Below are 26,826 nucleotides of genomic sequence, written 5' to 3'. Positions count from 1 at the left end.
AGACATAGTGCGAAACGCGCGAAACCGCAAAAGATTAATGGCCTGCGCCCAATTTGATGGGCTCACCATGTTCCGTATGTTCATTTGCGTGACGCCATTCTTCTTTGCGGGTCAGAAGCTGATCGGTAGACAAAATTTCCTTCTCCGCCACGATTTTCTCAAGCGCCGCAAGCCAGCACAGGAAGTAATCTTCATTACCGCAGCCCCGGCCTTCCTTAGTCGCGGTGGCAATCTCCGCTCCGAAGATATCCGCCCATTCTGGCCAGGAAAAATGCCCCGCTTCATTCAGCTTCACCGTCAAGGCAAAAGCCTGCGCCTGCCATGGCTCATCAAAAACCGGGCCTTCCTCATCATGAGGGATCGGCATATTTTCCAGCGCCTGGTTCATCTCAGTCATTGGACGCCTCCAGATGATCATCCCAGAGATCCACATAGATGGCGTCATTATCGTGACCATCCTCCCCCCATAAATCGCGGGAGGTAAAGCGCACAGAATAAAGATGCTGCGGGTCGTCATCCCCATGGGCACTGCTGTCGGCGAAGACATGCAGTCCATAGTCGGCAATGATTTCACCCGTAGCCCCGCGGGCGTAACGGGGAAGACGGGTGTGACCACTTGGATGGATGTTTTTGGCTTTCACCCGATCCCCTACTTTAAAACTCGCAGGCTTACCGTCTTCACGGGTGTAGGTCGCCCCTTTGTCCATCATGGGATCCACGGCGTCTGCCGTCAGCGCCGGACGATGTTCCCCAGTAAAAGGTTTTGGAGGCACCTCACCGCTGAGTTCCTCTTCGGAAATCAGCCCCTTTTCTGACAGGATGCGCACAAGCCCATCCAACCAGATCTCATAGTAACTGCTGCTGAGATATTTACCGGGGTTCATGCGTTCGCGGGCGTGTCGGGATTCGTCAATATTGCGCACCCCAAGGGCGCTTACCGCATTATTCATGGCAAACATACGCTGCTCCCACTCTCCGTGGAAGACCGGCTCGTTCTCTTCTTGCTCAACCGGGCCCATGCCATGCATGCCGCCCATATCATGTACACCATCCATCAGGCCGCCTCCTCTGGGCTGTCCGCTTTGCGGGTCCCGATCATGCTGTCCCGGTTCACAAGATCTGCAAGGGCCTCTTCGCTTAATCCTTCCGTGCCTTCAGGGCGCTCCGGAATGACCAGATAGCGGGTCTCTGCCGTGCTATCCCAAACACGCACCTCCACATCGTCCGGAATATGGGTGCCAAATTCTTCCAAAACGGCGCGGGGCTCCCGCACCACGCGACTGCGATAGGGCGCGGATTTATACCAGACCGGCGGCAGACCCAGAACCGGCCATGGGTAGCAGGAACAAAGGGTGCAAACCACCACGTTATGAACATCCGGGGTGTTTTCAACGGCAACAATTTCCTCGCCTTGCGCACCTGTATATCCAAGCTCTGCAATGGCGGCGGACGCATCTTTCATCAAGCGGGCTTTATAGTCAGGATCACTCCAGGCTTTGGCGACCACTTGCGCCCCATTTCGGGGACCGACCTTGTTTTCATACCGATCCACCAAGGCATCCAGCGCCTCGGTTTTCACAAGCCCCTTTTCCACCAACAGGGATTCCAGGCTTTTCACCCGAAGTACCGTCTCCGGCAGCGGCGCACTATGTTTATGATTATGTCCCATTCTCTTCTCCGGCCCCTATCACAACGCCCAAAATAATGATGAAGCGGATCGGGGGGTTAAGTCAATGGGAGGGCAGTCAAATTGAGGTGAAAATGCAAAAAAGCCCGGATATTTCTATCCGGGCTTTTTCTAAATTCTGGTGGAGCCAATCGGGATCGAACCGACGACCTCTTGAATGCCATTCAAGCGCTCTCCCAACTGAGCTATGGCCCCACAGACGGCGACAAATATCGCCAACGGGTCCGGAAACTATGCCGAAGCCGGATGGATTTCAAGGGAAAAAAGCGCTGTTTGGCAATTTTCCCCGAAACACAGCCCGATTACAGGTCTTCGTTTTCCATTTTTGGTGATGAGACAACGCCGCTCAGGTCGTCATCACTATCATCATCAGGAAGATCCACATCTTCTTCTTCAAGAATCTCGTCATCATCAAGAAGCAGATCTGATCCCTCTTCATCATCGGTCCTCACAGGCTTCGCTGGGGCCGCTTCCTTTTTTGGGGTTGGTACGGATTTAAGCAGCTTTTCAGGCTTATGCTCTGATCCGCAGGCAGGACACGTAATTGGGTCCTTGTTCATGTCATAAAATGGTTTACCACAAGAAGTGCACCGATGCTTCGCGCCCCATTCCGGTTTTGCCATGCTTACCTCTCATCCACGCTATTTTGGACAAAATATTGACAGTGTTTTTTGCTCAATTGCCAGAAACAAATCGCCCTGTCAAAAGTTTCTTGCAATCCTCAATCAGGAATATGTGACAAGTTATGAAAAGGTTGTTAATAAGGGCATTATTTTAAACAGTTTTTGGGCTCCCAAAAAAATTGAGCCAGAAAATCAAGACGTCATGAAAACTGAAGATAAAGTGTCCGGCCCCGTCTCCTCACGCCGGTCCGGTCCGCTTTCCGGCGATGTTCATGTCCCGGGCGACAAATCCATGTCCCACAGATCCCTTATCCTTGGCGGCCTCGCCATCGGCACAACCGAGGTTGAAGGCCTGCTTGAAGGGGAAGATGTCCTTTGCACAGCTGAAGCCATGCGCCAGATGGGAGCAACCATTGTGCGCCAGGATGACGGCACCTGGCAGGTAACCGGTGTTGGTGTCGGGGGATTAAGTGAGCCTGATGGTGTACTGGAAATGGGAAATTCCGGCACCGCCGCGCGCCTTTTGATGGGTCTTGTGGCCTCCGCCCCGTTTAACAGCTTTTTTGCAGGCGACGCCTCGTTGCATAAACGTCCCATGAAACGGGTAGCGACACCTTTGAGCAAAATGGGCGCAACCATCACCTCCCGAAGCGGAGATCGTTTCCCGCTTTGTGTCACGGGCCGCGATCTGATGCCCATCGAGTATGAATTGCCTGTGGCCTCTGCACAGGTGAAATCCTGTGTGCTTCTGGCTGGGCTCGACACCCCCGGCATCACAACAGTGATTGAGCCCAAACCCACCCGTGACCATACGGAAAATATGCTGCGCCACTTTGGGGCTGCGGTATCCGTCGAAGAACGCGAAGATGGCGGGCGCGTGATTTCCCTTCAAGGGCAGCAAGAACTGAGAGCCGCTAAAGTGGTTGTACCGGGCGATCCTTCCTCTGCGGCCTTTCTGGCAACGGCCGCCGCTATTATTCCGGGATCAGATGTGACCATCCGCAATGTGGGTCTTAACCCCCTTCGTGACGGCATTTTCCAGACACTTGGGGATATGGGCGCGGATATTGAAATTCTGGATGTACGGACCGAAGCCGGTGAACAGGTCGGCGACATGCGTGTCAAAGGCGGTCTTTTGAAAGGGATCGAAGTTCCCCCTGCCCGCGCCATTTCCATGATCGATGAATATCCGGTTCTGTTTGTGGCCGCAGCTTACGCGGCAGGAACAACCACCATGCTGGGGCTGGAAGAGCTGCGCGTGAAGGAAAGCGACCGTATCGCAGTGATGGCCGAAGGGCTCAAAGCCTGCGGCGTGAAACTGGAAGAGAAAGAAGACGGTCTGATTATTCACGGAAATGCCCTCCCCCCGAAAGGCGGTGCCACTGTGAAAACGGAACTTGATCACCGGATTGCCATGTCTTTCCTTGTGCTGGGTATGGGATCGGAAGAGCCTGTCACCGTGGATGACGGGTCTGTTATGGAAACCAGCTTCCCGGGCTTTACGCAACTGATGAACAGCCTCGGCGCAAAAATCGCATAAGGTTACGGTCATGATTATTGCTGTTGATGGACCTGTCGCTGCCGGAAAAGGGACCCTCGCCCGACGAATCGCTGCCCATTTTGGGCATAAATATCTGGATACGGGCGCCCTTTACCGGGCTGTTGGCCTTTACATGATCCGCGCGGGTCAGGACCCGGAAGATCAGGAAGCCGCTGTGGCCGCCGCGGCCCATGTAGGTGAAATTGACCCGACCGATCCCGACCTTCGAGCAGAGGAAACCGGCAATGCCGCCTCCAAAGTAGCTGTCAATCAGGGGGTCCGTGATGCCCTTCTGGAGTACCAGCGAAATGTAGCGAAAACCCCGGAAGGCGCGGTGTTAGACGGTCGTGACATCGGCACTGTTGTCTGTCCGGATGCGGATGTAAAACTCTTCGTAACCGCCTCCGCAGAAGAGCGGGCCAGACGCCGCCATACAGAGCTTTTGGGCAAGGGTGAAACGGTTACTTTTGAAGAGGTCCTCAAAGACCTTGAAGCCCGGGACGCCCGCGATAGTGGCAGAAAGTCCGCACCCCTTGCAAAAGCTGACGATGCCTACTTGCTTGATACAACAAAATTGGATATAGAGGCGGCTCTTGAAAAGGCCGTTGAAATTATTTCAGAAAAAACCTCTGACTGATCTCAACATCCAAACTCAGGAATGGCCCCGCCCGCGCAGGGGCTGACTTATATAGCGTTTTCCATGCGCGCGACTTTTAGAACTGGAAAACAGGAGGCCTCCGATCCGCCAGAAATGGTGAGGCATGATAGTTGGATCAGATTTAAGGAAATCAAAATGTCAAATACCGAAATCGCCGAAGAAGGTATGCCTGCAATTGAAGATTTTGCGGCAATGCTGGAAGAGTCATATGGCGCCAGCGACAGCCTCGAAGGCACCGTCATCAAAGGTACAGTCGTCAATATTGAAAAAGACCTGGCCATTATCGACGTTGGACTGAAATCCGAAGGTCGCGTTCCATTGAAGGAATTCGCAGCCCCAGGACAGGACGCCGACCTCAAAGTTGGTGACACAGTAGAAGTATTTCTGGAACGCATCGAAAACACAGCCGGTGAAGCCGTTCTTTCTCGTGACAAAGCACGTCGCGAAGAAGCATGGGAAAAACTGGAAGTTGCCTTTGAAGACAAACAACGCGTTGATGGCGTTATCTTCGGCAGCGTTAAAGGTGGCTTTACAGTTGACCTTTCTGGTGCCGTTGCCTTCCTGCCTGGTAGTCAAGTAGATGTTCGCCCAGTTCGCGACATCTCTCCGCTGAAAGGCATTCCACAGCCATTCCAGATCCTGAAAATGGATCGTCGTCGTGGCAACATCGTTGTTTCCCGCCGTGCTGTTCTTGAAGAAAGCCGCGCAGAAGCACGTACTGAGCTAATCGGCAAACTCGAAGAAGGTCAGACACTTGAAGGTGTCGTTAAGAACATCACCGATTACGGTGCGTTCGTTGACCTCGGCGGTGTTGACGGCCTGCTGCACGTCACTGACATTGCATGGCGCCGCGTGAACCACCCATCCGAAGCTCTGACAATCGGTGAGACTGTTAAAGTTCAGGTTATCCGCCTGACAAAAGACACTCAGCGCATCAGCCTCGGTATGAAACAGCTTCAGACTGACCCATGGGAAAGCCTCGAAGCCAAATACCCACTGCACGCCAAATTCAATGGCCGCGTAACAAACATCACTGATTACGGTGCGTTTGTTGAGCTGGAACCAGGTGTTGAAGGTCTTGTCCACGTTTCCGAAATGAGCTGGACTAAGAAAAACGTACACCCAGGCAAAATTGTTTCCACATCTCAGGAAGTGGAAGTTATGGTTCTGGAAGTGGACGAATCCCGTCGTCGTATCAGCCTTGGCCTGAAACAGTGCCTTGACAATCCTTGGGAGAAATTCGCTGAAACAACTCCTGTTGGCAGCGTAATCAAAGGTGAAGTTAAGAACATCACTGAGTTTGGTCTGTTCGTTGGTCTGGAAAATGACGTTGACGGCATGGTTCACATGTCTGACATCGACTGGTCACAGCCAGGCGAGCAAGCCATCCAGAGCTACAACAAAGGTGACGAAGTTACTGCGAAAGTTCTCGACATCGACATCGAGAAAGAACGCATCAGCCTCGGCATCAAACAGATGTCTGAAGATCCATTTGCCGGTGCAAATGATCTGCGTAAAGGCGCGGTTGTTACATGTACTGTAACAGCAACTCAGGAAGCTGGTGTTGAAGTTGAAGTTGCCGAAGGCGTAACAGGCTTTATCCGTAAGGGTGATCTGAGCCGTGATCGCGCAGAACAGCGTCCAGATCGCTTTGCGGTTGGTGACAAGCTGGATGCGAAAATCACATCCATCGACAACAAAACTCGTAAAGTCTCACTGTCCATCAAAGCCAAGGAAGTTGAAGAAGAGAAAGAAGCGGTCGCTCAGTACGGCTCTTCCGATGCTGGTGCTTCCCTCGGTGATATCCTCGGTGCTGCAATGCGCAAAGCCGAAGGTGGTGACGAATAAGTCTGACGACTTCTGGGTCTCAGATCACAATGAAATTGATAAGGATCGATATCTATGTCTTCTGAGACTTTTACACATCATGACAGGCGCCGTGCAAAACGGCGCCTGTTTTTTTGGCGCGCAGCAGCCGTTATCCTTCTGCTTATTGTCATCGGTATGTTTGTTGGCATGTCCGCTGATGAGATTGCGGAAGATCACGTGGCGCGGCTCAATATCAACAATGTGATTGTTGAAGACGAATGGCGACAAGAAGCCATTCAAGGAATTCTGGAAGACGATACCGCCAAGGCGCTGATCGTCTATATCAACAGCCCCGGCGGCTCCACCTATGGCAGCGAACGACTTTATAAGTCCCTGCGCCGCGTGGCCGAAAAGAAGCCTGTTATCTCTGTGATCGGGACAGTTGGGGCATCCGGCGGATATCTGACGGCCTTGGCAGGCGAGCAGATCTTCGCGGGCGAAAGCTCAATTACCGGATCTATCGGTGTCATTATTCAGCTTACCGAATTTTCCGAGCTTATGGACACATTGGGCATCAAAGGTGATGCCATTACTTCCGGAGAGTTAAAAGGCGAGCCATCACCGTTTAAGCCTTTGTCAGCTGCAGGCCGGGCGAACTTGCAGGAAATGGTCTCTTCAACCCACGAGTGGTTTGTGGATCTGGTGACAGAGAGACGCCCGATTAGCCGCGAAGAGGCAGAAGCACTTGCCAATGGTGGCATTTATATTGGTAAAAAAGCCGTGACAAATGGCCTGATCGATCAGCTTGGTGGCCTCTATGAAGCGCGGCGCTGGCTGGAATCGGACAGGCAGATTCCCGGACATCTTCCCACACTGATCCATGAATATGGGCCACCAAAAGGGCTTGTAGACCAGCTTTTGGAAGGAATGTTAGGGAAAAGCGTTATATCTGAACGGCTTACACTTGACGGACTTGTTTCGCTTTGGCACCCTAGTGCCAACAGGAACTGAATTATAAAAAACCGCTGTATTACAACAGACGATTGGGGGCACGTAGAATGATTAAGTCGGAACTGATTGCACTTCTCGCGGAAAAAAACCCAAATCTGTATCTGCGGGACGTAGAGCAGATTGTGACGACAATTTTTGATGAAATCTCTGACGCGATGGCACGGGGTGACCGGGTCGAGCTTAGAGGTTTTGGTGCTTTTTCAACCAAAGAGCGCGCCGCCCGTGTGGGACGTAACCCACGCACAGGCGAAGCAGTGCAGGTTGAAAAGAAATATGTACCTTACTTCAAATGCGGAAAAGAACTTCGGGAGCGCTTGAACAGCAAATAAACCCCCGTAAGATCTGACCAACCAAAGTACTTATTTAAAGGCAGTGATCGTGAAATATATCTCCTGGGCGTTTCTCGCTATCTTGGGTCTGATCATTATTACACTGAGCATCGGAAACAGGGACACGGTGACCTTCTCTTTGTTTCCTCTGCCTTTTGTTATGGATATTCCCCTCTTCATTCTCATCCTCTCTGGTGGCTTTCTGGGGGTTATCCTCGGCGCTTTCAGAACTTGGATGGCGGACGGTAAAGCGCGCCGTGAAAATCGCGCCAACAAGCAGGAAGTCCTCCGCCTGAAAGGTGTGGTTAGCCGGCTTGAGCGAGAAATGGCCGCGCAGGATGCAGCCATCGCCAAAGACGCAGACCACCTTTTAAAACTGGCGGACCATCGAAAAGATTCTGCTGCATAAGGCTTTGTTCTTTAGGTCTGATTTTCTTCTGTCGCTTGGCGCTGCCGCTTAAGGTAAACATCCAGATCCCTCGCAACATTTGCTGGAAAACCCTCTTCCAGCATTTCAAATTCCTGAAACCGGTCCATTCTGAAATTGCGAAAGCTCTGACGCAATTCACACCAGCAAACCAGCAACTGAATGTTCTGAAAAAACACCGTCAGCAGCGGATACAGGATACGCTCCGACGCTGCGCCATCTTCTCTCACATACTTGGTGCGGGCCTTTTTTTGCTCTCGAATGGCTTGCCTCACTTCTGGCATGGAAATCGAAATCTCAGGGGCGCTCTCCACAATGGGGACAACCTGCCGAGCCTTCTGCATTAAGGACCGCCGATCAGCGGGTAAGACCGCCTCAACCTTTTTCAGGATGTCGGACGCCGCCCTTTTGATATGGGGATCCCCATTATTGACGACCCAGCTGGCCCCAAGCATAAGCGCATCAATTTCTTCTTCGGTGAACATCAGAGGCGGCATGTCATAGCCTTTGTCCAACATATAACCAACGCCGCGCTCCCCTTTTATGGGAACACGATTGGCGATCAGATCCTGGATATACCGGTAGATGGTTCTCTCCGACAGCTCCATCTCTTCTGCCAGTTTGTCCGCTGTCACAATACCGTCTTGACGTTGCAGGATTTGGATAAGCTGAAATAAGCGATCCGCACGGCGCATGAGTTTTGATCCTTGATGAACATTACTGACAGTATGTTGTCAGTTGGGGTCTGATATCAAGCTCAGAACTGATCACAACAGCGCGAGACTTTGAAAGGATACCAAATGTCAGCCCCCCTCACCGTGCACCAATTCCCGGCTTTTATAAATATGCAACCAAGCCCGTTCGGCCTGAAACTCGAAACATGGCTTCGGATGAACAAACTACCCTACGATGTAGAGTTTTCTCCGATGAAGATGGGTCCAAAGGGAAAGGTCCCATTCGTTTCTTTTGACAATCAGGTAATGGGAGATAGCGAGCTTATTATTGAGGCGCTCCAAGCCAAACACGGCCTAAAGGAAGAAGGCCTCAATCCCGAAGACAAAGCAAAGGGCCTGCTTGTGCGTCGGATGGTCGAAGAACATCTCTATTTTATTCTTGTCTATTCCAGATGGGCAGATCCTGTAGGGTGGGAGCCCTTTAAGAAGCTTGTCTTCTCTGGTGTTCCCTTCTTTATTCGGGGCTTCATTTCCAACAAAGCGCATAAAGCCATGGGGGCCCTTCTTAAATCCCAAGGCATTGCCCGGCATACGCGGGATGAGATTTATCAGATGGCAGAAGATGACTTAAACACACTTTCCACTATTCTTGGAGAGGGCACTTATTTTCTGGGTGATAGCCCAACGCTAACCGATGCTTCCGCTTATGGGCTTCTAGCAAACATCCTTTATGATCCGACACAAACGCGTCTTTTGGAAATTTTGAAGAAATCTCCAAACCTGATCCAATATAGCGAGCGGATGAAAAGTGGTTTCTGGAGTGACGCCTCTCGTGGTGGTGGTGAGAAGACGAAGTTTACCCCGTAAATTTAAAAAACCACCGTCTGTTTTCTGAATAATTCGGCAGAGCCTGATCAGGATTCTGCCGTTTTTGCTCATATTTCACAATTTTGCCATTTTCCCCTTCTATCGCTTCACTTTCATGCGAAAATGGCTATTATCCAGTGACTTTTTGCCATTTAGACAAAATTGAGCATCCTTCATGAGACAGATACCTTCCAATCCGGTCTTCACCGCGATCGACAAAAACGACCTGAGCGCCGCCAAAGACGTGGCAAATGCGATCGATGGCCTGACCGGTGGTATCAAACTTGGAAAAGAGTTCTTCACCGCCTTCGGGCCGGAGGGGATCATGAAGGTTGTGGGCAACAAAACCCCGCTATTTCTGGATCTGAAGTTTCACGACATTCCAAATACGGTTGCAGGCGCCGTTCGCGCCGCCACACAGACCATGAGTCCGAACATGATGACCATCCACGCAAGTGGGGGACCGGCCATGATCCGTGCCGCCGCCGATGCAGCCGCAGAATTTGGCGCAAGTGCGCCCTGGATCCTCGCCGTTACGGTTCTGACCAGCATGGATGATGCTGACCTTAACGCGGTAGGTGTTAATGATCAGGCCAGCGATCAAGTACTTCGCCTTGCGGCTCTCGCCAAGGAAAACGGCGCAGATGGCGTCATCTGCAGCCCCCTTGAAATTGCCGCCCTTCGCCGTGAATTTGGTCCGGATTTCAAACTGGTGGTCCCAGGTATTCGCCCGGCAGGCAGCGACCATGGCGACCAAAAGCGCGTAAAAACACCGCCAGAAGCCCTGAATGATGGGGCAGATTATCTGGTTATCGGTCGCCCGATTGCTGCGGCTGTGGATCCGAAAAAGGCGGTCACCGACGTTCTGGAAAGCCTGTCCTAAATGGGTCACGTTGCGGTAAAAATCTGCGGCCTTTCCGATTTCACCAACCTTCAGGTTGCTGTGGATGTCGATGTAGATTACGTGGGGTTTGTTTTTTTCCCCAAAAGCCCTCGCTCTGTCACACCTGAACAAGCGGGACAACTTGCCTCCACGGTACCCGCTCACGTTAAAAAAGTGGCCCTTCTTGTAGATGCGGATGATGACCTGATCCTTGAGGTCATGAAACACGTACAACCAGATATCCTTCAACTGCATGGCAGCGAAACACCGGACCGTGTGGCAGAGATTAAATCTCTGTCGCAAAGTCAGGTTATGAAGGCCCTTAAAATTGCAGAAGAAGCGGATCTTGATGCTGCGAAAAGTTACTTTTCCGTCTGTGACATGCTGCTGTTTGATGCGAAGGCGCCAAAAGACCTGAAAAATGCGCTACCGGGTGGAAATGGGCTCGTTTTTGACTGGCGGATGCTGCAAAATAGAGAGTTCCCGCTTCCCTGGATGCTGGCAGGTGGACTGGATACAGAAAATGTGGAACAAGCTGTAGAAATCAGCGGTGCAACTATCGTGGATACCTCGTCTGGAGCCGAGTTCTGGGCTGGTGTCAAAGACCCGGACATGATCCGGGACTTTGTCCAGAAGGTGCACAGTATATAGTGATGGAATTGGATTAAATATGTCACAGCAGTTAAATACATATCGGGCGGGACCTGACGAGACAGGCCATTTTGGTATTTTCGGCGGCCAGTTTGTTGCTGAAACCCTGATGCCTCTTATTCTGGAACTGAACGACGCTTATGAAGCGTCAAAGAAAGATCCGGAATTTGCCGAACAATTGAACGGTCTGCTGAAACATTATGTGGGCCGTGAAAGCCCGCTTTATTTTGCAGAACGCCTGACGGAACATTTCGGCGGTGCCAAGATCTACCTGAAACGGGAAGATCTGAACCACACAGGGGCGCACAAGATCAATAACTGCATGGGGCAGATCCTGCTGGCCCTTCGTATGGGCAAGAAACGCATTATTGCGGAAACCGGTGCCGGTCAGCATGGTGTGGCCACCGCAACTGTTGCGGCCCGCTTTGGTCTGCCTTGCACCATTTATATGGGCGCCACAGATATCGCCCGCCAGCAACCAAACGTGTTTCGCATGAAACTGATGGGCGCGGAAGTTATTCCGGTAACGTCAGGCTCCAGCACCTTGAAAGATGCCATGAACGAAGCGCTTCGTGACTGGGTGACCAATGTAGATGATACTTTCTATATTATTGGCACTGTTGCCGGCCCTCACCCTTACCCACAGCTGGTACGTGACTTCCAGAATGTCATCGGCGAAGAAGTGCGCAGCCAGATCATGAAACTGGAAGGCCGACTGCCGGATACGCTTCTGGCCTGCATTGGTGGTGGATCTAACGCTATGGGCCTGTTCCATCCGTTCCTGGATGATGAAAAAATCGACATCTACGGTGTTGAGGCCGCGGGTAAAGGTCTGGACACCGACAAGCACGCTGCATCGCTGAAAGGCGGCCGCCCGGGTGTTCTTCACGGTAACCGCACCTATCTGCTGCAAGATGATGATGGTCAGATTATCGAAGCCCACTCCATTTCTGCCGGTCTTGATTATCCGGGCATCGGTCCGGAACATTCATGGCTCAATGATACGGGGCGCGTTGAATATGTAAGCGCGACCGATGACGAAGCGTTGGAAGCGTTCCAGCTTTGCTGCCGTCTTGAGGGGATTATTCCAGCGCTGGAATCCAGTCACGCGCTCGCCTATCTTGAAAAACTGGCCCCGAACAAGCCGAAGGATCATATCATCGTGGTCAACCTTTCCGGCCGGGGCGACAAAGACATCTTTACCGTTGCCGACGCGTTGGGAGTAGAACTGTGATTGAAACCCGTATTGACCGCCGCTTTGCCGCGCTGAAAAAAGAAGGCCGCGCCGCTTTTGTCAGCTATATCATGGCCAACGATCCGGATTACGACACTTCTCTCGCGATTGTAAAAGGCCTTGCAAAGTCAGGTGCAGACGTCATTGAAGTCGGTATGCCTTTCACCGATCCTATGGCCGATGGTCCGGCTATTCAGGCCGCAGGTCTTCGCTCATTAGCATCAGGCGGATCCTTAAAGAATACCCTGAGGCTCATCGCTGACTTCCGCAAAGAAGATAACGAGACCCCTATTGTTCTGATGGGATATTACAACCCTGTTTATTCCTACGGGGTGGATGTATTCCTGAAAGACGCGGTTGAAGCCGGTGTGGACGGGTTAATCATCGTTGATCTTCCCTCAGAAGAAGATGAAGAACTTTGCATCCCTGCACGTGAGGCCGGGATTAACTTTATTCGTCTTGCAACACCGACAACAGATGATAAACGTTTGCCAGCGGTTGTACATAACAGCTCTGGCTTCCTATATTATGTATCGATTGCCGGAACAACGGGGGCCGCAGCGCCTGAGCCGAAGGATGTTGCGAAAGCGCTGGAGCGGATCCGAAAAGCGACTGACCTTCCGATCGCCGTTGGATTTGGCATTCGACGGGGTGAGCAGGCGGCTGAGATCGCCAAAATCGCCGATGCCGCTGTCGTAGGCACAGCATTGGTTGAACGCGTGGCAAATGCAACAACCCCAGAAGAGGCCGTCTCATCTGTAACTGAGCTGGCCCAAGAACTATCTGCCGGTGTGCAGAGCGTGACTAAAAATTGACAGGAACCCTAGATGAACTGGCTTACTAACAAAGTTCTTCCGAAAATCAGAAACCTTGCGGCATCCAAGGACACCCCCGACAATCTCTGGGTGAAATGTCCAGAATGTGGGCAGATGCTGTTTCACAATGAACTGACCGCAAATCAGAATGTATGCTCCCACTGTGAGCATCATATGCGTGTCGGTCCGGTAGATCGTTTCAAAGCCCTCTTTGATGAGCAGAAATATGACGTGATTGAACTGCCTGATGTGCAGGTCGACCCGTTGAAATTCCGCGATTCCAAGAAATATACCGACCGCCTGAAAGACGCCCGCAACAAAACTGGCGATAAAGACGCCATGATTGTCGCTCACGGTAAACTGGCCGGCAATCCAGCCGTTGTAGGTGTTCAGAACTTCAACTTCATGGGTGGCTCTTTGGGTATGGCCGTCGGTGAGGCCATTGTGTCCGCTGCGAAACTTGCCATCTTACAAAAAGCACCGCTTATTCTGTTCACGGCTGCCGGTGGTGCCCGTATGCAGGAAGGGATCTTATCCTTGATGCAGATGCCGCGAACAACAGCCGCGATCCAGCGCCTGAAGGAAGCCAAACTTCCTTTTATTGTGGTTCTGACGGATCCGACAACTGGTGGTGTGACGGCATCTTATGCCATGCTCGGGGATATTCAGATCTCAGAACCGGGTGCGCTGATCTGCTTTGCGGGTCCTCGCGTAATCGAAGAAACCATTCGCGAAAAACTGCCAGAAGGCTTCCAGCGCGCAGAATTTCTTCTTGAAAAAGGCATGCTGGACATGGTTGTCCACCGCCACAAGATGAAAGATACGCTGGCAACGATCGTTGATCTGATCAGCAATAAGCTGAAACGTGAGGGCAATGTGGAACAGCTTCCTGTAAAAGAGGCGAAAACTGACATTGAGGCAGACACCAAATCAGAAGAGGTTGCCGCATCAGAAGCCCCGGAAGACAAAGGCTGACCCTTGCCAGCGCGGCATAGTGATACCATCCTGAAGCGCCTACTGGCGCTTCATCCAAAGGTGATAGATCTGTCACTGGACCGGATGGAAACCATTCTTGAAAAACTTGGACACCCTGAGCGTCGGTTGCCGCCTGTTATTCATGTGGCAGGCACCAATGGCAAAGGGTCTTTGCTGGCCTATTTGCGTGCCATCTTGGAAGCGTCCGGTAAGAAAGTTCACGTCTATACATCACCTCATCTTGTGAAATTCGCCGAACGCATTGTGTTGGCTGGCGAGATTATTTCGGAAGCGAAACTAAGTGAGATGCTTTTGGAATGTGAGCGGATCAATGGGCCGGATTCCATCACTTATTTTGAGATCACAACCGCTGCCGCTTTCAAGGCATTTGCCGACAACCCTGCAGATATCCTGCTGTTAGAAACCGGGCTTGGCGGCCGCCTTGACGCCACCAATATGGTGGAGCGACCCCTTGCAACCGCCATCACTCCCATTTCTCATGACCATGAACAGTTTCTGGGGTCTGACCTTGCAGGGATCGCCGGAGAGAAAGCCGGTATCCTAAAAGCAGGTGTTCCTGCTATTTTCGGACCGCAAACCGACATCGCGATGGGTGTTTTAAAAACGAGGGCTTCTGACTTGAATGCCCCGGCCTATATTCATGGGGATAACTGGTCCTGCCTGCGCATATCTGATGACGCATGGGAATATAAAGGCGGTGACCTGTCGGGGATCTATCCCTTTCCCAACCTTAATGGGCTCCACCAAGTTGCCAATGCGGCGACGGCTCTGGCTGTTCTGGAAAAACTGGAAGGTTTATCTGTCACCCGCGAAGACATCGTTAATGGTCTCGCCTCTGTGAAGTGGCCTGCCCGCCTTCAAAAACTGACCCAGGGAGAGATGGTCCGCTCCCTCCCCACCCATACGGAAATTTGGCTGGATGGGGGTCATAACGAAGCCGCGGGTGCGCGCCTATCCGAAAGCCTTACCGCCTGGAATAGGGATAACCCCCTACCGCTCTTTATGATTTGCGGCATGATGGCCAATAAGGATCAGGGGGCCTTTCTTGCCCATTTTCAGCCATTGGTGGACAAAGCCGTGATGGTAAACATCCCCGGTGAAGACGGCGCATCACCTGCACAAGAGTTATGTGACGTGGGCATCAGAAGCGGCCTTGATTGCGTGGCCGCCGAAAGCGTGGAAGAGGCGATTAATCACCTCTACCCATATATCCAGCGCCAGCCTTGCCGGCTGCTTATCGCTGGAAGCCTGTATCTGGCGGGAACGATCCTTCGGGAAAATAGCTGACCCTTACGGAGCCAGCCTGTATCCCCCTGTTTCTGTCAGCAAAATCGCGGCAGATGAAGGGTCCGCTTCGATTTTCTGGCGAAGGCGATAGATATGCGTCTCCAGCGTGTGGGTCGTCACTTCGGCGTTATACCCCCACACTTCATTGAGAAGGATATCACGAGAAACCACCTTATGCCCTGAGCGATAGAGATATTTCAGGATGTTGGTCTCTTTTTCTGTCAGGCGGATTTTCTCTTCCTTCTCATCATTCACCAGCAGTTTCTTCGCTGGTTGGAAGGAATAAGGACCGATGGCAAAAACCGCATCTTCACTTTGTTCATGTTGACGGAGTTGCGCGCGAATACGGGCAAGCAAGACGCCAATCTTGAACGGCTTGGACACATAATCATTTGCCCCGCTTTCAAGGCCGAGGATCTGGTCACTGTCACTATCCTGTGCCGTCAGCATAATGATCGGGGCACGGGATCCATTTTTACGAATGATTTTGCACGCTTCACGCCCATCCATGTCCGGCAAGCCGACGTCAAGCAAGATCAAATCAAAATGATTTGCCTTGATCTGCTCCAATGCGGCGCCCGCGCAATCAACCTGATGGGTTTCAAACTCTTCATGCAGATCAAGCTGTTCTGCCAGAGTTTCCCGCAGGTTGTTGTCGTCATCGACCAGAAGGATTTTACGAACACTGGACATGTATTTCTCCCCAATCCTAATGCTACTTCATAGGCAGGCAATTTGCCGTGGCCCGCCTATACAGATTGTTTGATACTTAAACCATTCAAGTCTTTGGGACAGAAGAAAAACCTTCTGTCACGCAGTTGTGATAGCATTTACAGACATACTCACCATTTCGTGAATGAATATAGACCCAAATTCGTTAGCGTCCAGTTTACGCATGAAAAGACATTTTCGAATTGGAATTTTATATGGAAGACTGCTACAAACAGAGAAAAACGTTATAAGGTAACAAAAGTAATGCAGAACCTAGACAGAAACGAGCTCAATCTAAAGCAGCTTCGTGATACAGATCGTGCAATTGCCGATTTGCGCCGGGGATTGCCAGTTGTTCTCACGGGCGAGGATGATGCCATTATTTTTGTCTCAACAGAAATGGCGTTTGACCCTGAATTGGCGCATTTAAAAGAAATCTCAGGCAGTGAAGCCTACTTTGCCCTCACATCTCACCGGGCTAACGTTCTGCATATTATGCCTACAGGCAACAAAACGGTTCTGTTGGAAATCGAAAAATGGATGGATGCGCCGTTGATGCGCGCCCTTGCCGATGCGTCCCATGATCTGGATCAGCCTTTTCGCGGACCCTTCACGCGCTTGAAAAACAATCCCGGTGTCGCTGCGGATGCAGCGATCAAAATGGCCAAGTTGGCCCGGCTTCTCCCCTCTGTCATCCTCTCCTACATCAAGAAAGAGGAAGCAGCTGCCATCGCGGAAAAAGAAGATCTGATGTTGCTCTCATCGGACACGATCTTTGAATATGAAGATGTGGCCGCCAAGGAATTAAAGCCTGTGGCTGCGGCATGGGTTCCGTTGCAAGGGGCAGAAGAGACCAAAATCCATTCTTTCAGACCGCTGGATGGTGGCATTGAACATATGGCGATCCTGATCGGGGATCCAAACCGTCATGAGCCAGTCCTTGCCCGCCTTCATTCCGAATGTTTTACAGGGGATCTGATCGGATCCTTGAAATGCGATTGTGGGGAGCAGTTAAACGGGGCCATCAAGGCGATCGCGGAAGAAGGTGGCGGTGTCATCCTCTATCTGGCACAGGAAGGCCGCGGCATTGGCCTGATGAACAAGTTCCGTGCCTATAAACTGCAAAAGGATGGCTTTGATACGGTGGATGCCAATGAACGGCTCGGTTTTGAAAATGATGAGCGCCTTTTCAGACCTGCAGCCGAAATGCTGCGCCACCTTGGGTTTAAACAGGTTCGGCTCATGACCAATAACCCTGAAAAAGTTGAAGGGCTTCAGCGCCTCGGGATTGATGTCACGGAACGGGTCACCCACAAGTTCCCCTCCAACACCCATAACGAGCTTTATCTGGCGACCAAGCGAAAGAAAAGTGGTCATTATCTGTAAGGCAGAAAAAGCTGCCTAAAGGCGGTAAAAACTGCCTTTTCCAAACAATATAATCACACCTACAACACTCAAACACCGCGGGAAACTGCGGTTGTTACAATGGCATACTCTTTGCTTATATTGAGGCGAGGAGACAAGCATGACCGTTGCAACAGCTGCCAGAAACGATTTTGACTATCTTGACAGAGCCTTTGCCACTCAGGATTACACGCCTACTTCAGCTTCAAAAACTGAAGGGGAACAGTCTGGGACGGATGTGTCATTATGGGGTGAAGACGGTTTTGGTTTTGATGATTTTCTAGACATCATTAATCCACTGCAACATATTCCGGTTATCTCAACTCTCTACCGCGAATTTACCGGTGATGAGTTAAGTCCTGGTGCCCGTGTTATCGGCGGTGGCATTTTCGGGGGTGGTATTGGTCTTGCCACCTCTGTTGTTAACTCCGCCATTGAAATGGGAACTGGAAAAGACATTGGCGACCATGTTCTCGCCATGTTTAAAGATGAAGCCCCAGAAGACAGTACTGCCGTGACAGCCGCAACACCTGCAGAAAATCTCCCTCAAAAAGCGGCAGCAGATGTGGCACCTCCCAAACAGGAATCTGCCGCCTCTCCCCTTATTCAGGCCCAAGCCGCTGCCCCTGTTATCCCGGAACTTGTAAAAGCGTCTACACCAGCCGCAGCGCAAGGTCTGGAATGGAAACAGATGCCGCCCAACCTTCAACGGGGGCTTGAGCAACTTCAGCAAATGCAGGGTAAGAACTTAAGCGAAGGACAAATGGCCCAGATCCTCAGCAGTTTTGGTAAAGCCGCCCCTGAAGCTGCGACTACCCCAAAACCTGAGGCTACGGCACCAGTTACCCCAACAAAGGTTTCCGCACCCGCTGCTGCAGAAGCATACACAGCACCACGTAACGTGAGTGATAACTTCAATTATCTGGATAGCGCGGTTTAAGTTTTTGCCGGTTGGGCTTTCGCCTTTTGAGGAAGTTGGGTGATCACAACCCCACCCAAAATCAGCAGCAAACCCAGGTAGGTTTTCGCTTCCGGGACTTCCGCCAAAAACACAAATCCCAAAATTATCGCAAAAACAGGGTTCAGATAATTATTCAGCGCTAGAAAAGTGGCCCCTGCCCGGATAATGATAAAAAACAGCAATATGGTGGCGATGGCCGTTGGAAAGATACCCAGCATCACCACGGCCCCGATGGAGGCCAGACTTGGGCTTGCCGTCCACGGATTATCCACAATCAGACATATGGGAACAGCAATGATTGTTGCCGTGATGAGAACCCCTGTTGCCCGCACTGTTGGGCTCATTGGCGGCATGGCGCGCCCGATGAAACTCGCTGCCACATAACCGCAACCGCCCAGAATAACCGCCAATTGGCTCACCACATTGTCCCCAAGATTAAGCAACGCCGCCGGACCGATGAGAACAATAATACCGCCGAAACCAACCAACAATCCCAGCATCTTTAGAGGGGTGAGTTTTTCATCTTGGGTTGCAAAATGACCCACCACATAACTGATCAGCGGGATGGTGGCGATCAAGATACCCGCAACGGAACTATCCACCGTTTGCTCTGCCCAGCTGATGATAAAGAACGGAAACGCGTTTCCCACAATGCCAATGGCGATAAAAAACAACCAGCTGCGCCTGTCCATTGGCAGGCTTTCTCCCCGAAATTTCATAAACACATAAAGCAGAACCATTGCAATCATCAGACGTCCACTTGCCACCATTAAAGGTGTCAGGGTTTCGATGGCAATTTTGATGAACATGAAACTGGAACTGAACATGACAGAAAGTGCCACCAGAACCAGATAGTCCACTGTTTCTACTTTATTTGACATTCAGGAAAACTCGGCGATGATGAGATTTCAACAAACTCGCACCAAGATCATGAATATTCAAGTAAAACCTGTAGAGGGCCACCGCGCCATTTTAACTGTCGGTGATCGGGAATTTCCCGCCGCCATTGGAAAGGCCGGGGTCACGACTGATAAGAAAGAGGGCGATAATAAATCCCCTATTGGCCGGTTTTCCATACGGGAAGGGTATTACAGGGCAGACAAGATAGACATGCCCAAAAGCCGTCTGCACTTTAAAGAGATTAAAAAAACTGATGGTTGGTGTGACGCGCCGGAACATGAGCTATATAACAGACCCGTCCCCCTGCCCTTTGAGGCAAGTCATGAAAAACTCTGGCGGGAGGATGATGTTTACGATGTGATTGTCCCGCTTGGATATAACGACGCCCCCCCTGTCCCGGGACGGGGAAGCGCTATATTCCTACATGTGGCAAGGCCTGATTATTCAGGCACCGAAGGCTGTGTAGCATTGAAGCTGGAAGATTTGCTTGATCTGTTGTCGCTTATTGACATCAAAAGCACACTGGAAATCCAAACGGCAAACATGTGAGAGCGCGCACAAATTTTGCCCGTTCATTTGTACAAAAATGATGTAAAAGAGGGGCTCAAAGTACCGTGTTGTTCCCGTCTCCTCTTTTCTCAACCGGACGATCCCCATGCAAAGTAGCACCGAACATAATATGTTTTTACACACCCCTCTTGGGGCATTGTTTGTGAAAACGGCTCTCCCGATCATTCTGGTCATGCTGACAAATGGCCTGTTTACGGTCGTGGATGGCTGGTTTATCGGCCGCTTTATTGGGGCGGATGCCTTGTCTGCGGTTACCATGGTGTTCCCGCTTTATATGGTGATTGTCGCCCTTGCCACGCTGGTCTCCGGCGGTTTTTCCAGTATTTTTGCCCGCTACCTTGGCGCAGGTGAATTGGATCTTGCCAGAAAATCCCTCTCAAGTGCCATGCTGCTTGCGCTTCTGATCTGCTTTTTGCTGGTCGCGCTATATATGGCCGGGGGGTATGACCTTGCTCTCGCCATCGCCAATGGGTCGTTGGAGCTTGCGGGTATGGGAGATGTGTATCTCTCCCTCAGTGTCTATTTCTCCATCCTGTTTTTCTACGGCGCGCTTTTTTCAGATATGCTCCGCTGTCAAGGCTATATGGGCTTTATGACATTGGTCACGGTCGGCGCAAATGTGTTGAACGGGGTTTGTAACTATATTCTGGTGGTTCACTATGACATGGGGGTTGCAGGGGCTGCTTATGGCACCGCCATGGCCCAAACCCTGGCCATCATCGCCACACTATCCTTCAGTATCGTCAAATCAGAGGCTATCAAGGTGCGTCTTCCAAAAGTTGGCGCTCTCACGCTCAACTGGCGGCAATATCTCGCGCTTGGGGCACCAACCAGTCTTACCTATGTGGGGGTTTCGGCCCTCACCGGCAGTATCATCTATCAAATGCAAAACTGGAGCGGAGATAATTACGCAGCAAGTGCCGCGGCCTACGGCATTATCAACCGCCTGTTTACTTTCGGATATATGCCGCTACTTGGCATGACCCTCGCCCAACAGACAATTGTCGGGAACAATTATGGGGGTGGTCTGATGGACCGCGCCTTCACCACCCTAAAGATCGGGATCGGGATCTCTTTTGTGTACTGTGCCACGTTGCAGTTCTGCTTTACCTTCTTTGCAGAAGATATCGCGGCCCTGTTTGTGGATGACCCGGCAGTGATTGCGGAGACGACCCGCATCATGCCGCTGATCATGTCGCTTTACATTCTGTTTGGGCCGCTTTTGATGATCTCGAACTTCTTCCAGGCGGTTGGTGATGCGGGACGCGCTGCCCTGCTTAGCCTGACAAGGGTTTACCTGATCGCAGTACCTTCTATCCTGTTGCTTCCGAATATTTTTGGGGAGATAGGCATTTGGTATGCGTCACCTCTTACAGAACTTCTGGGAGCTGTCTTGACCATCGTGGTCGTGGGTTGGACGTTACGGAAAAGCCGCAACCTCAAAATCTGGATGGAGCGCCGGTATAGTGCGATGGGGCCTGTGGAAGCGTAACCTTACCCTTCCCGCGCCCCAAAAATACCTGTGCCAACCCGAACGGACGTTGCCCCAAACTGGACCGCATATTCATAGTCACCGCTCATCCCCATGGACAGGTGCTCAAGACCATTACGTTCTGCAATTTGCGCAAGGATGGCAAAAAACGGGGAGGGCTGCTCCCCCGCTGGTGGGATGCACATCAGACCCTTCACAGTCAGGCCATATTCATTTTGGCATTGACTGATAAAGTCATCCGCATCCTCAATGGCGATGCCCGCTTTTTGATCTTCCGCACCGATATTGATCTGGATGTAAACAGGCAGGTTCCGGTCCTGCTTTTTCATTTCCTCAGACAAAATACGGGCCAGTTTTGGGCGATCCACCGTTTCAATCACATCAAACAGGGCAACGGCTTCCTTCGCTTTATTGGTCTGCAATGGACCGATAAGATGCAATTCTACGCCTTCATAAGCGTCACAAAGGGCTGGCCATTTTTCCTTGGCTTCCTGAACCCTGTTTTCCCCAAATACCCTGTGCCCAGCATCCAATGCGGCTTGCAACTTCTCTACGGGCTGTTTCTTGGAGACGGCAACAAGGGTAACCTTATCCGCATCCTGACCCCAGTTTTTGGCCCGTTTGGCAATCCGGGATTTCACATCTTCAAGATTTGCTGCAATGTCCGTCATAATCGGCGTATCCGTTTGTTAGGTCTCTCCCAAGCAGATAGCAGAAAAAGGGACTTAAAAAAACCTTTTGGATGGCAGCAAATCAGAATGCTAGGGTCTCGTCATGCAGATACCTCATTTTTTTTATTTCACCGACCACGGGCGGGGACGTGCCCCGTTGGAGATGGCAGAGCTTCTCCCCCAGGAGGTTGGGATTATTTTTCGCCATTATGAGGCCCCCAACCGGGCTCAGATAGCCGAGGAAATAAGTGAAATTTGCCAAAAAAGACGCTTGTTTCTGAGCATTGCGGGTGACCCACAGCTTGCGGCCGAGGTTGGAGCAGAAGGGGTACATCTACCTGAGTTTATGATCGCAAAAATACCCCTAATGATCACCAAATATCCAAACCTCATCATAAGTACGGCGTGTCATTCTGTGTCTTCACTGAGGCAAGCAAATCAATTGGGCGCTGATTTCTCCTTTATCTCCCCACTTTTCCCCACAAACAGCCACCCGGGAGCCCGACATTTACCCGTACATGCTGTAGCCCGTGAATTAGGAGATCTCGACATACCTGTGTTGGGGTTGGGCGGTATCACCCACAATCGCTGGCGACAAATTCAGCAAATGGGGTTTCAGGGATTCGGCGCAATTGACCTGTTTGAAGGGGCTTAAAATCCTTTTGGTAAATAGCCAAAGCGCTTCATTTGTGCGTAATTGGCCTTCACTATTTTGCTAACTTGCTCATCCGTCAATTTGGATTTCCACTGATCAGTTTTCCCCACCCGGAAGAAGGCTTTGCTGTGGCGCGAACGCTCATTAAAGCCCTGCTTTTTCTCCATGGATTTCAGGCTTTTAAAGGACGATTTCAGAACAGCCCGAGATACCTTTTTAGGATCAACTGAAAACCCTAACTGCTCCAGTGTCTCGGACAATATTTTGCCTGCTGATTGGTGCAAATCTTCATATTTGACAATGCTGATAGGGAAAGGGTGTTCCGTTGTCCATGTCACCACATTCTCTGACCAGGAACAGAAATACTGCCGTACCATTGTCTCATTGGCAGCGGTACTGGCGTTGTTGCTGTTCAGAAAGTCTATCGCCGCATCCATTTCGAGGCCGAAATGATCTGCGACGGACAACACCACATCCAAAGGGTTTCGGATAATGTAAACCGCCCCTTTTGTCACCTCCGGCGTGATCAGAGGGATGCCTTTATAAGCTGACAGGATGTTATGGGTTTTTGCAAATACCATATCCGGATGTTGTCCCGCCATAAACGCGTGGGCCATAGGGGTTAGCTTAACAATCTCATCATCATCCAGCTTATCCACATCCAGCGCGGTCACGGCCCGATAAGATGTTTTACTGGATCCACCAAAAGTAATGAGATCCAGCGAATCCAGACCCTGCTTTTCATCTTTTTCAGCAAAATAATTATTAAGCAGCATCCGCATCCAGGTGTTCCCAGATTTAGGATATGAGGCGAGCCAAATGATCTGTCCCATTTCCTACAGCCCTTTTAAGTACCCGTATTTTTCCATCACATCATGATGGGTATCTACTATCTTTTTCACCTGTTCATCGGTTAGAACCGATTTCCACTCCCCGGCCTTTCCGGATCTGAAAAAGCTCTCCGCTTTATCAGAACGTTCCAGAAAGCCATCTTTCTTTTCCTGAGATTGCAGTGTTTTAAAAGAAGACTGCTTAATCGCCTTGGCAAGCGTTGATTTCGGGACTTTAATCTGCAAAAACTTCAATACCTCAGAAAATGTTTTGCCGGGTTTGGTGAGCATATCCTCATACCTGACCCGATGCATATATTGCGGATTAAGGCGATCCCAGCTTTTAGTGTGATCCGACCAGGATCCATAATATTGAGGCATCTTATAATCATCCTCAGCGGTTTGCGCCTCAGGGTCGCTCATAAACTCAATGGATTCGTCAATGCTGAAGCCAAAATGATGGGCAAGGCTGATAGATACATCAAGGGGGTTGCGGATGATATGAATGGCGCCAGCTGTGGCTTCCATCGTAATCAGATGGGTATCATAGGTGAGTCCCATCCAGTTATGGGTTTTCACAAAAACCGATTGCGGGCGTGAACGCGTCATGGCCATATGGGCCCGCGGGGTGAGCTTCATCTTCTGTTCAGCGGATAATCCATCTATTGATCCGCCCGCGGCTTGCTCATACCAGATCTTTTGGCCATCCCCGTAAGCAAATTGGGAAAGTTCATTGATATGAACCGTGTTCTGTCCGCCCAAGATCACATTTTGAAGGAAGGACCGCATCCATGTATTTCCAGATTTTGGATAGGATGCCAGCCAGATAATTCCGCCCATTTATTTCCCCTTACTTTGTTGGGGCAACTTTACTTTTCATCCGGCGATTTTCCAATAAAAAAGGGGCGGGAAAAATCCCACCCCTTCTCGATATATATCTGTGCTTCAGATTAGAAGGACAGAGATGTACCTACGAAGAATACAGTTGCATCTTCGCCTTCGGAACCAGCAAGATCATCTTCGCCGTCCCAGTACTGGATACCACCGAATGCTGTGATACCTGGGCCGAGAACGTACTGACCACCGACTACGAATGCGTGCAGTTCGCCGTCACCAGCGTCGTCAAGTTCAACACCAGCATACTGGATGCCAACTTTCCATGGACCCTGACCGTAGTTTACACCGATGTTCCAGTCATGACGCTCAAGATCGTCAGTACCGCCGTCGTTGTCAGTAAACTTGTATGCTGCACCGATGTTGAAGCCAGCTACACCAAGAGTGATACCAGCTGCAAATTCGTCAGTATCTTCGTTGTTTACTGTTGTAGTAGTTGTTGCACCACCAGCAGTTACAACACCGTCAGCATCTGTGATGCTTACGATTTCGCCGTTGGAGTTTACAGTTACAACCGTAGCTGCAGCACCGTCAGTGATTGTGTATGTTGTGTTTGCTGTTGTAGTAGTTGTTGTGTCTGTACGAGTTACGAGCTGGTAACCCAGAGACGCGTTCAGAGAAACGCTACCGAATTTGTTGCTGTAGTTAGCACCGATTGCGAATGCTTCGTCAGCTTTGCCTTCGTCTTTGATTGGTGCATATGGGCTTGCGCCTGTACCAGTTTCTTCGTCAGCATCTGGTGTGTAAGAAGCACCGAACTGGAAGCCTGCAAAGCGTGGTGTGAAGTATGTGATTTTGTCTGTATCACCAACTTCGTTTGGCAGTGTAGATGGGTTAGTGAAGCCACCTGCGTTTGCGTTTGGAGAAGCAAGACCCCAAGCTGGAACTGGTGATGGTGAAGAGTAGTGCATCAGGTATGCAGCTGAGTCTTCAGAACCAACGTTGATACGACCGAAGTTACCGGAAACATACATGAATGTTTCGTCAACCTGGTCGCCAGTTGCGCGAGCTTCAAGCTGAATGTTCACACCGAATTTCAGGCCGTTGTCCAGAGTTGTGGAACCAACGAAGAAAACCTCACCCTCGTGACGGATGTCAGTTGGAAGCTGGTCTGTGTCTGTGTCGTAGTCAGCAACTACGAAAGAAGTCTGCAGGTAACCACCGAGACCGAGTTTGATTTTTTCAGCAGCAGAAGCTGTGCCTGCTGTCAGTGCACTTGCAGCTACCAAAGCTGTTGTGCCCAAGATAACTTTTTTCATTTTGTCTCCCCTCTGCTCGAAAGCTAGAGAAATAAAAAATTAAAACGACGCAAGGCACGATGGCCCTGTTAGCCGGGAATGAGTAAAAGACGTAATGGACCATATGGTCAAGCAGTACACCCTTCCACTTTTTCCAGTTTCAGAAAAACTGTGGTGAAAATGACACAAAATCACCCTACTAGCCCTTTGCCGTTAAATTGACACTCTTTTTTCCAGATTAGAATCTGAGCGTAAGTGCATATGTCAGCCGGGTGAATTTCTTGAAAAGCATGGAAAAAAGGCAGATTCCGTCTTCTTTTTTACTATTTCAGTGGTTGTACCGAAATCTAAGCTCCATTAAACTGCAGCGCAATTGGGGAAACATCATGCCCCGTTGAGACTTGGATATTTTGCTAGGGGATTGTCTTGCATGTTGTTGCGTAGTTTACACACGAAACTGGTAATCGCATCAGCTGGTTTACTGATGTTGTCAGCCTGTGGCTCTAATTTGGGCACTGATTCCACTTTCCCCGAACAGAAACGCGGGCAAGTCTTTCAGGAGGGAGCTGACGGGAAGCAGGAAACAGTATTTGGAGATGGCGGGCTTCTGGGTGGCGGCAGCAAATCTCTTGAAGACGGTCAAGGCGGCGGTGGCATCGGTGTCAACAGCTACCTGTGGCGTGCGTCACTGGATACACTCTCCTTTATGCCCTTAAGCTCCGCTGATCCTTTTGGGGGTGTTATTATTACCGACTGGTATACACCAGCCGAATCCCCGGGCGAACGCTTTAAGGTAACCGTTTATATTCTGGACAGACGCCTTCGCGCTGACGGTATTCGCGTTTCTGCCTTTAAGCAGAATCTGGATACAGCCAATAACTGGGTCCCAGTTCAATTGACGCCAAAAACAATTACAAACCTTGAAAATGCCATCTTGCGCCGGGCACGTGAATTGCGTATCTCCCGCGAAGGTGAGTAAAGACCATATTTGAAGGCGGCGCGCAGACCA

The 26,826-nt window shown here is 50.7% G+C and carries 30 protein-coding genes and 1 tRNA gene; 19 read left to right on the top strand and 12 right to left on the bottom strand.

Going from position 1 to position 26,826, the window contains the following annotated elements:
* Positions 1-34 precede the first annotated feature (34 nt).
* From GUA87_RS04645 to GUA87_RS04625, 5 genes are all read right to left on the bottom strand, one after another.
* Complete coding sequence (locus tag GUA87_RS04645; protein WP_193715335.1) at positions 35-397, bottom strand: nitrile hydratase accessory protein; 363 nt, start codon at positions 395-397, stop codon at positions 35-37.
* Positions 390-1,055, bottom strand: a complete 666-nt coding sequence (gene nthB / locus GUA87_RS04640) for a nitrile hydratase subunit beta (RefSeq protein ID WP_193715334.1) — start codon at positions 1,053-1,055, stop codon at positions 390-392. Before nthB ends, GUA87_RS04645 begins: the two co-directional genes overlap by 8 nt.
* Positions 1,055-1,669 carry a nitrile hydratase subunit alpha gene (gene nthA / locus GUA87_RS04635; RefSeq protein WP_193715333.1) on the bottom strand — a complete coding sequence of 205 codons (615 nt, stop codon included), beginning with the start codon at positions 1,667-1,669 and terminating at the stop codon, positions 1,055-1,057. The genes nthB and nthA overlap by 1 nt, the downstream gene beginning before the upstream one ends.
* A gap of 137 nt (positions 1,670-1,806) precedes the next feature.
* A tRNA-Ala gene (locus tag GUA87_RS04630) sits at positions 1,807-1,882 on the bottom strand.
* Between the two features lie 107 nt (positions 1,883-1,989).
* Entirely contained in the window at positions 1,990-2,310 is a 321-nt protein-coding gene (locus tag GUA87_RS04625; protein WP_193715332.1) for an FYDLN acid domain-containing protein, read from the bottom strand.
* A gap of 202 nt (positions 2,311-2,512) precedes the next feature.
* Here GUA87_RS04625 and aroA point away from each other — a divergent pair, with 202 nt between their 5' ends.
* The 6 genes from aroA (at position 2,513) to GUA87_RS04595 (ending at position 8,066) form a co-directional block, all read left to right on the top strand.
* Complete coding sequence (aroA, locus tag GUA87_RS04620) at positions 2,513-3,850, top strand: 3-phosphoshikimate 1-carboxyvinyltransferase (protein WP_193715331.1); 1,338 nt, start codon at positions 2,513-2,515, stop codon at positions 3,848-3,850.
* Between the two features lie 10 nt (positions 3,851-3,860).
* Positions 3,861-4,487, top strand: a complete 627-nt coding sequence (gene cmk / locus GUA87_RS04615) for a (d)CMP kinase (RefSeq protein WP_193715330.1) — start codon at positions 3,861-3,863, stop codon at positions 4,485-4,487.
* A gap of 156 nt (positions 4,488-4,643) precedes the next feature.
* Positions 4,644-6,356 (top strand): 30S ribosomal protein S1, encoded by a 1,713-nt coding sequence (rpsA, locus tag GUA87_RS04610; RefSeq protein WP_193715329.1) that lies wholly within the window; start codon positions 4,644-4,646, stop codon positions 6,354-6,356.
* A 54-nt stretch (positions 6,357-6,410) separates the two neighbouring features.
* On the top strand, positions 6,411-7,328 hold the full coding sequence (sppA, locus tag GUA87_RS04605) for a signal peptide peptidase SppA (protein WP_193715328.1): 918 nt from the start codon (positions 6,411-6,413) through the stop codon (positions 7,326-7,328).
* Between the two features lie 47 nt (positions 7,329-7,375).
* Positions 7,376-7,657, top strand: coding sequence for an integration host factor subunit beta (gene ihfB, locus GUA87_RS04600; RefSeq protein WP_193715327.1), 282 nt, complete (start codon positions 7,376-7,378; stop codon positions 7,655-7,657).
* Positions 7,658-7,706: 49 nt separating this feature from the next.
* On the top strand, positions 7,707-8,066 hold the full coding sequence (locus tag GUA87_RS04595; protein WP_193715326.1) for a lipopolysaccharide assembly protein LapA domain-containing protein: 360 nt from the start codon (positions 7,707-7,709) through the stop codon (positions 8,064-8,066).
* An 11-nt stretch (positions 8,067-8,077) separates the two neighbouring features.
* Here the strand turns inward: GUA87_RS04595 and GUA87_RS04590 are convergent, their stop codons facing one another.
* Positions 8,078-8,779, bottom strand: a complete 702-nt coding sequence (locus GUA87_RS04590; RefSeq protein ID WP_193715325.1) for a helix-turn-helix transcriptional regulator — start codon at positions 8,777-8,779, stop codon at positions 8,078-8,080.
* Positions 8,780-8,884: 105 nt separating this feature from the next.
* Here GUA87_RS04590 and GUA87_RS04585 point away from each other — a divergent pair, with 105 nt between their 5' ends.
* From GUA87_RS04585 to GUA87_RS04555, 7 genes are all read left to right on the top strand, one after another.
* Positions 8,885-9,625: a glutathione S-transferase family protein gene (locus GUA87_RS04585; protein ID WP_193715324.1), complete on the top strand. Its 741-nt coding sequence runs from the start codon at positions 8,885-8,887 to the stop codon at positions 9,623-9,625.
* Positions 9,626-9,800: 175 nt separating this feature from the next.
* Positions 9,801-10,508 carry an orotidine-5'-phosphate decarboxylase gene (gene pyrF, locus GUA87_RS04580; RefSeq protein WP_193715323.1) on the top strand — a complete coding sequence of 236 codons (708 nt, stop codon included), beginning with the start codon at positions 9,801-9,803 and terminating at the stop codon, positions 10,506-10,508.
* The gene (locus tag GUA87_RS04575) at positions 10,509-11,159 is read left to right on the top strand and encodes a phosphoribosylanthranilate isomerase (RefSeq protein ID WP_193715322.1); all 651 of its coding nucleotides are present in this window, start codon (positions 10,509-10,511) and stop codon (positions 11,157-11,159) included.
* A gap of 19 nt (positions 11,160-11,178) precedes the next feature.
* Positions 11,179-12,393, top strand: a complete 1,215-nt coding sequence (gene trpB, locus GUA87_RS04570) for a tryptophan synthase subunit beta (RefSeq protein WP_193715321.1) — start codon at positions 11,179-11,181, stop codon at positions 12,391-12,393.
* Positions 12,393-13,208, top strand: a complete 816-nt coding sequence (gene trpA / locus GUA87_RS04565; protein ID WP_193715819.1) for a tryptophan synthase subunit alpha — start codon at positions 12,393-12,395, stop codon at positions 13,206-13,208. Before trpB ends, trpA begins: the two co-directional genes overlap by 1 nt.
* A 12-nt stretch (positions 13,209-13,220) precedes the next feature.
* On the top strand, positions 13,221-14,183 hold the full coding sequence (gene accD / locus GUA87_RS04560) for an acetyl-CoA carboxylase, carboxyltransferase subunit beta (protein ID WP_193715320.1): 963 nt from the start codon (positions 13,221-13,223) through the stop codon (positions 14,181-14,183).
* A 3-nt stretch (positions 14,184-14,186) separates the two neighbouring features.
* Positions 14,187-15,491 carry a bifunctional folylpolyglutamate synthase/dihydrofolate synthase gene (locus GUA87_RS04555; protein ID WP_227711682.1) on the top strand — a complete coding sequence of 435 codons (1,305 nt, stop codon included), beginning with the start codon at positions 14,187-14,189 and terminating at the stop codon, positions 15,489-15,491.
* Between the two features lie 3 nt (positions 15,492-15,494).
* Here the strand turns inward: GUA87_RS04555 and GUA87_RS04550 are convergent, their stop codons facing one another.
* Positions 15,495-16,184 carry a response regulator transcription factor gene (locus tag GUA87_RS04550; RefSeq protein WP_193715319.1) on the bottom strand — a complete coding sequence of 230 codons (690 nt, stop codon included), beginning with the start codon at positions 16,182-16,184 and terminating at the stop codon, positions 15,495-15,497.
* 282 nt (positions 16,185-16,466) lie between these two features.
* Here GUA87_RS04550 and ribA point away from each other — a divergent pair, with 282 nt between their 5' ends.
* The gene (ribA, locus tag GUA87_RS04545) at positions 16,467-17,588 is read left to right on the top strand and encodes a GTP cyclohydrolase II (RefSeq protein WP_193715318.1); all 1,122 of its coding nucleotides are present in this window, start codon (positions 16,467-16,469) and stop codon (positions 17,586-17,588) included.
* Positions 17,589-17,727: 139 nt separating this feature from the next.
* Positions 17,728-18,546: a hypothetical protein gene (locus tag GUA87_RS04540; RefSeq protein ID WP_193715317.1), complete on the top strand. Its 819-nt coding sequence runs from the start codon at positions 17,728-17,730 to the stop codon at positions 18,544-18,546.
* On the opposite strand, the gene GUA87_RS04535 is transcribed toward GUA87_RS04540, so the two are convergent.
* Complete coding sequence (locus tag GUA87_RS04535; protein ID WP_193715316.1) at positions 18,543-19,448, bottom strand: DMT family transporter; 906 nt, start codon at positions 19,446-19,448, stop codon at positions 18,543-18,545. The two genes, GUA87_RS04540 and GUA87_RS04535, sit on opposite strands and share 4 nt — an antisense overlap.
* A 16-nt stretch (positions 19,449-19,464) precedes the next feature.
* On the opposite strand from GUA87_RS04535, the gene GUA87_RS04530 reads away from it, so the two are divergent.
* Both GUA87_RS04530 and GUA87_RS04525 read left to right on the top strand, forming a co-directional pair.
* Positions 19,465-20,016, top strand: coding sequence for a L,D-transpeptidase family protein (locus GUA87_RS04530; RefSeq protein ID WP_227711681.1), 552 nt, complete (start codon positions 19,465-19,467; stop codon positions 20,014-20,016).
* 106 nt (positions 20,017-20,122) lie between these two features.
* Complete coding sequence (locus GUA87_RS04525) at positions 20,123-21,529, top strand: MATE family efflux transporter (RefSeq protein WP_193715315.1); 1,407 nt, start codon at positions 20,123-20,125, stop codon at positions 21,527-21,529.
* A 2-nt stretch (positions 21,530-21,531) separates the two neighbouring features.
* On the opposite strand, the gene GUA87_RS04520 is transcribed toward GUA87_RS04525, so the two are convergent.
* Positions 21,532-22,200 (bottom strand): YggS family pyridoxal phosphate-dependent enzyme, encoded by a 669-nt coding sequence (locus GUA87_RS04520; RefSeq protein ID WP_193715314.1) that lies wholly within the window; start codon positions 22,198-22,200, stop codon positions 21,532-21,534.
* 103 nt (positions 22,201-22,303) lie between these two features.
* Between GUA87_RS04520 and GUA87_RS04515 the strand changes: the two genes are divergently transcribed.
* On the top strand, positions 22,304-22,855 hold the full coding sequence (locus tag GUA87_RS04515) for a thiamine phosphate synthase (RefSeq protein WP_193715313.1): 552 nt from the start codon (positions 22,304-22,306) through the stop codon (positions 22,853-22,855).
* On the opposite strand, the gene GUA87_RS04510 is transcribed toward GUA87_RS04515, so the two are convergent.
* The 3 genes from GUA87_RS04510 to GUA87_RS04500 form a co-directional block, all read right to left on the bottom strand.
* Positions 22,852-23,688, bottom strand: a complete 837-nt coding sequence (locus tag GUA87_RS04510; RefSeq protein ID WP_193715312.1) for a sulfotransferase domain-containing protein — start codon at positions 23,686-23,688, stop codon at positions 22,852-22,854. The genes GUA87_RS04515 and GUA87_RS04510 overlap by 4 nt on opposite strands.
* A gap of 3 nt (positions 23,689-23,691) precedes the next feature.
* Complete coding sequence (locus tag GUA87_RS04505) at positions 23,692-24,525, bottom strand: sulfotransferase domain-containing protein (protein WP_193715311.1); 834 nt, start codon at positions 24,523-24,525, stop codon at positions 23,692-23,694.
* 110 nt (positions 24,526-24,635) lie between these two features.
* Complete coding sequence (locus GUA87_RS04500) at positions 24,636-25,838, bottom strand: porin (RefSeq protein WP_193715310.1); 1,203 nt, start codon at positions 25,836-25,838, stop codon at positions 24,636-24,638.
* A gap of 409 nt (positions 25,839-26,247) precedes the next feature.
* On the opposite strand from GUA87_RS04500, the gene GUA87_RS04495 reads away from it, so the two are divergent.
* The gene (locus GUA87_RS04495) at positions 26,248-26,796 is read left to right on the top strand and encodes a DUF3576 domain-containing protein (protein ID WP_193715309.1); all 549 of its coding nucleotides are present in this window, start codon (positions 26,248-26,250) and stop codon (positions 26,794-26,796) included.
* The last annotated feature ends 30 nt before the right edge of the window (positions 26,797-26,826 follow it).

The organism is Sneathiella sp. P13V-1 (assembly GCF_015143595.1).
Classification (GTDB): Bacteria; Pseudomonadota; Alphaproteobacteria; order Sneathiellales; family Sneathiellaceae; genus Sneathiella.
The sequence above is the reverse complement of the archived record's forward strand: the minus strand, read 5'-3'. Positions and strand labels throughout refer to the sequence as shown.

Excerpts from the sequence above, each read along its gene's own strand:
- nthB (WP_193715334.1), bottom strand. The coding sequence starts at position 1,055 with ATGGATGGTGTACATGATATGGGCGGCATGCATGGCATGGGCCCGGTT.
- rpsA (WP_193715329.1), top strand. The coding sequence starts at position 4,644 with ATGTCAAATACCGAAATCGCCGAAGAAGGTATGCCTGCAATTGAAGAT.
- GUA87_RS04520 (WP_193715314.1), bottom strand. The coding sequence starts at position 22,200 with ATGACGGACATTGCAGCAAATCTTGAAGATGTGAAATCCCGGATTGCC.
- GUA87_RS04500 (WP_193715310.1), bottom strand. The coding sequence starts at position 25,838 with ATGAAAAAAGTTATCTTGGGCACAACAGCTTTGGTAGCTGCAAGTGCA.
- GUA87_RS04505 (WP_193715311.1), bottom strand. The coding sequence starts at position 24,525 with ATGGGCGGAATTATCTGGCTGGCATCCTATCCAAAATCTGGAAATACA.
- accD (WP_193715320.1), top strand. The coding sequence starts at position 13,221 with ATGAACTGGCTTACTAACAAAGTTCTTCCGAAAATCAGAAACCTTGCG.
- GUA87_RS04495 (WP_193715309.1), top strand. The coding sequence starts at position 26,248 with ATGTTGTTGCGTAGTTTACACACGAAACTGGTAATCGCATCAGCTGGT.
- pyrF (WP_193715323.1), top strand. The coding sequence starts at position 9,801 with ATGAGACAGATACCTTCCAATCCGGTCTTCACCGCGATCGACAAAAAC.
- GUA87_RS04590 (WP_193715325.1), bottom strand. The coding sequence starts at position 8,779 with ATGCGCCGTGCGGATCGCTTATTTCAGCTTATCCAAATCCTGCAACGT.
- ribA (WP_193715318.1), top strand. The coding sequence starts at position 16,467 with ATGCAGAACCTAGACAGAAACGAGCTCAATCTAAAGCAGCTTCGTGAT.
- GUA87_RS04550 (WP_193715319.1), bottom strand. The coding sequence starts at position 16,184 with ATGTCCAGTGTTCGTAAAATCCTTCTGGTCGATGACGACAACAACCTG.
- GUA87_RS04645 (WP_193715335.1), bottom strand. The coding sequence starts at position 397 with ATGACTGAGATGAACCAGGCGCTGGAAAATATGCCGATCCCTCATGAT.
- trpB (WP_193715321.1), top strand. The coding sequence starts at position 11,179 with ATGTCACAGCAGTTAAATACATATCGGGCGGGACCTGACGAGACAGGC.
- cmk (WP_193715330.1), top strand. The coding sequence starts at position 3,861 with ATGATTATTGCTGTTGATGGACCTGTCGCTGCCGGAAAAGGGACCCTC.
- aroA (WP_193715331.1), top strand. The coding sequence starts at position 2,513 with ATGAAAACTGAAGATAAAGTGTCCGGCCCCGTCTCCTCACGCCGGTCC.
- GUA87_RS04510 (WP_193715312.1), bottom strand. The coding sequence starts at position 23,688 with ATGGGACAGATCATTTGGCTCGCCTCATATCCTAAATCTGGGAACACC.
- GUA87_RS04535 (WP_193715316.1), bottom strand. The coding sequence starts at position 19,448 with ATGTCAAATAAAGTAGAAACAGTGGACTATCTGGTTCTGGTGGCACTT.
- nthA (WP_193715333.1), bottom strand. The coding sequence starts at position 1,669 with ATGGGACATAATCATAAACATAGTGCGCCGCTGCCGGAGACGGTACTT.
- GUA87_RS04525 (WP_193715315.1), top strand. The coding sequence starts at position 20,123 with ATGCAAAGTAGCACCGAACATAATATGTTTTTACACACCCCTCTTGGG.
- GUA87_RS04625 (WP_193715332.1), bottom strand. The coding sequence starts at position 2,310 with ATGGCAAAACCGGAATGGGGCGCGAAGCATCGGTGCACTTCTTGTGGT.
- GUA87_RS04585 (WP_193715324.1), top strand. The coding sequence starts at position 8,885 with ATGTCAGCCCCCCTCACCGTGCACCAATTCCCGGCTTTTATAAATATG.
- GUA87_RS04540 (WP_193715317.1), top strand. The coding sequence starts at position 17,728 with ATGACCGTTGCAACAGCTGCCAGAAACGATTTTGACTATCTTGACAGA.
- sppA (WP_193715328.1), top strand. The coding sequence starts at position 6,411 with ATGTCTTCTGAGACTTTTACACATCATGACAGGCGCCGTGCAAAACGG.
- GUA87_RS04575 (WP_193715322.1), top strand. The coding sequence starts at position 10,509 with ATGGGTCACGTTGCGGTAAAAATCTGCGGCCTTTCCGATTTCACCAAC.
- GUA87_RS04515 (WP_193715313.1), top strand. The coding sequence starts at position 22,304 with ATGCAGATACCTCATTTTTTTTATTTCACCGACCACGGGCGGGGACGT.
- ihfB (WP_193715327.1), top strand. The coding sequence starts at position 7,376 with ATGATTAAGTCGGAACTGATTGCACTTCTCGCGGAAAAAAACCCAAAT.
- GUA87_RS04530 (WP_227711681.1), top strand. The coding sequence starts at position 19,465 with ATGATGAGATTTCAACAAACTCGCACCAAGATCATGAATATTCAAGTA.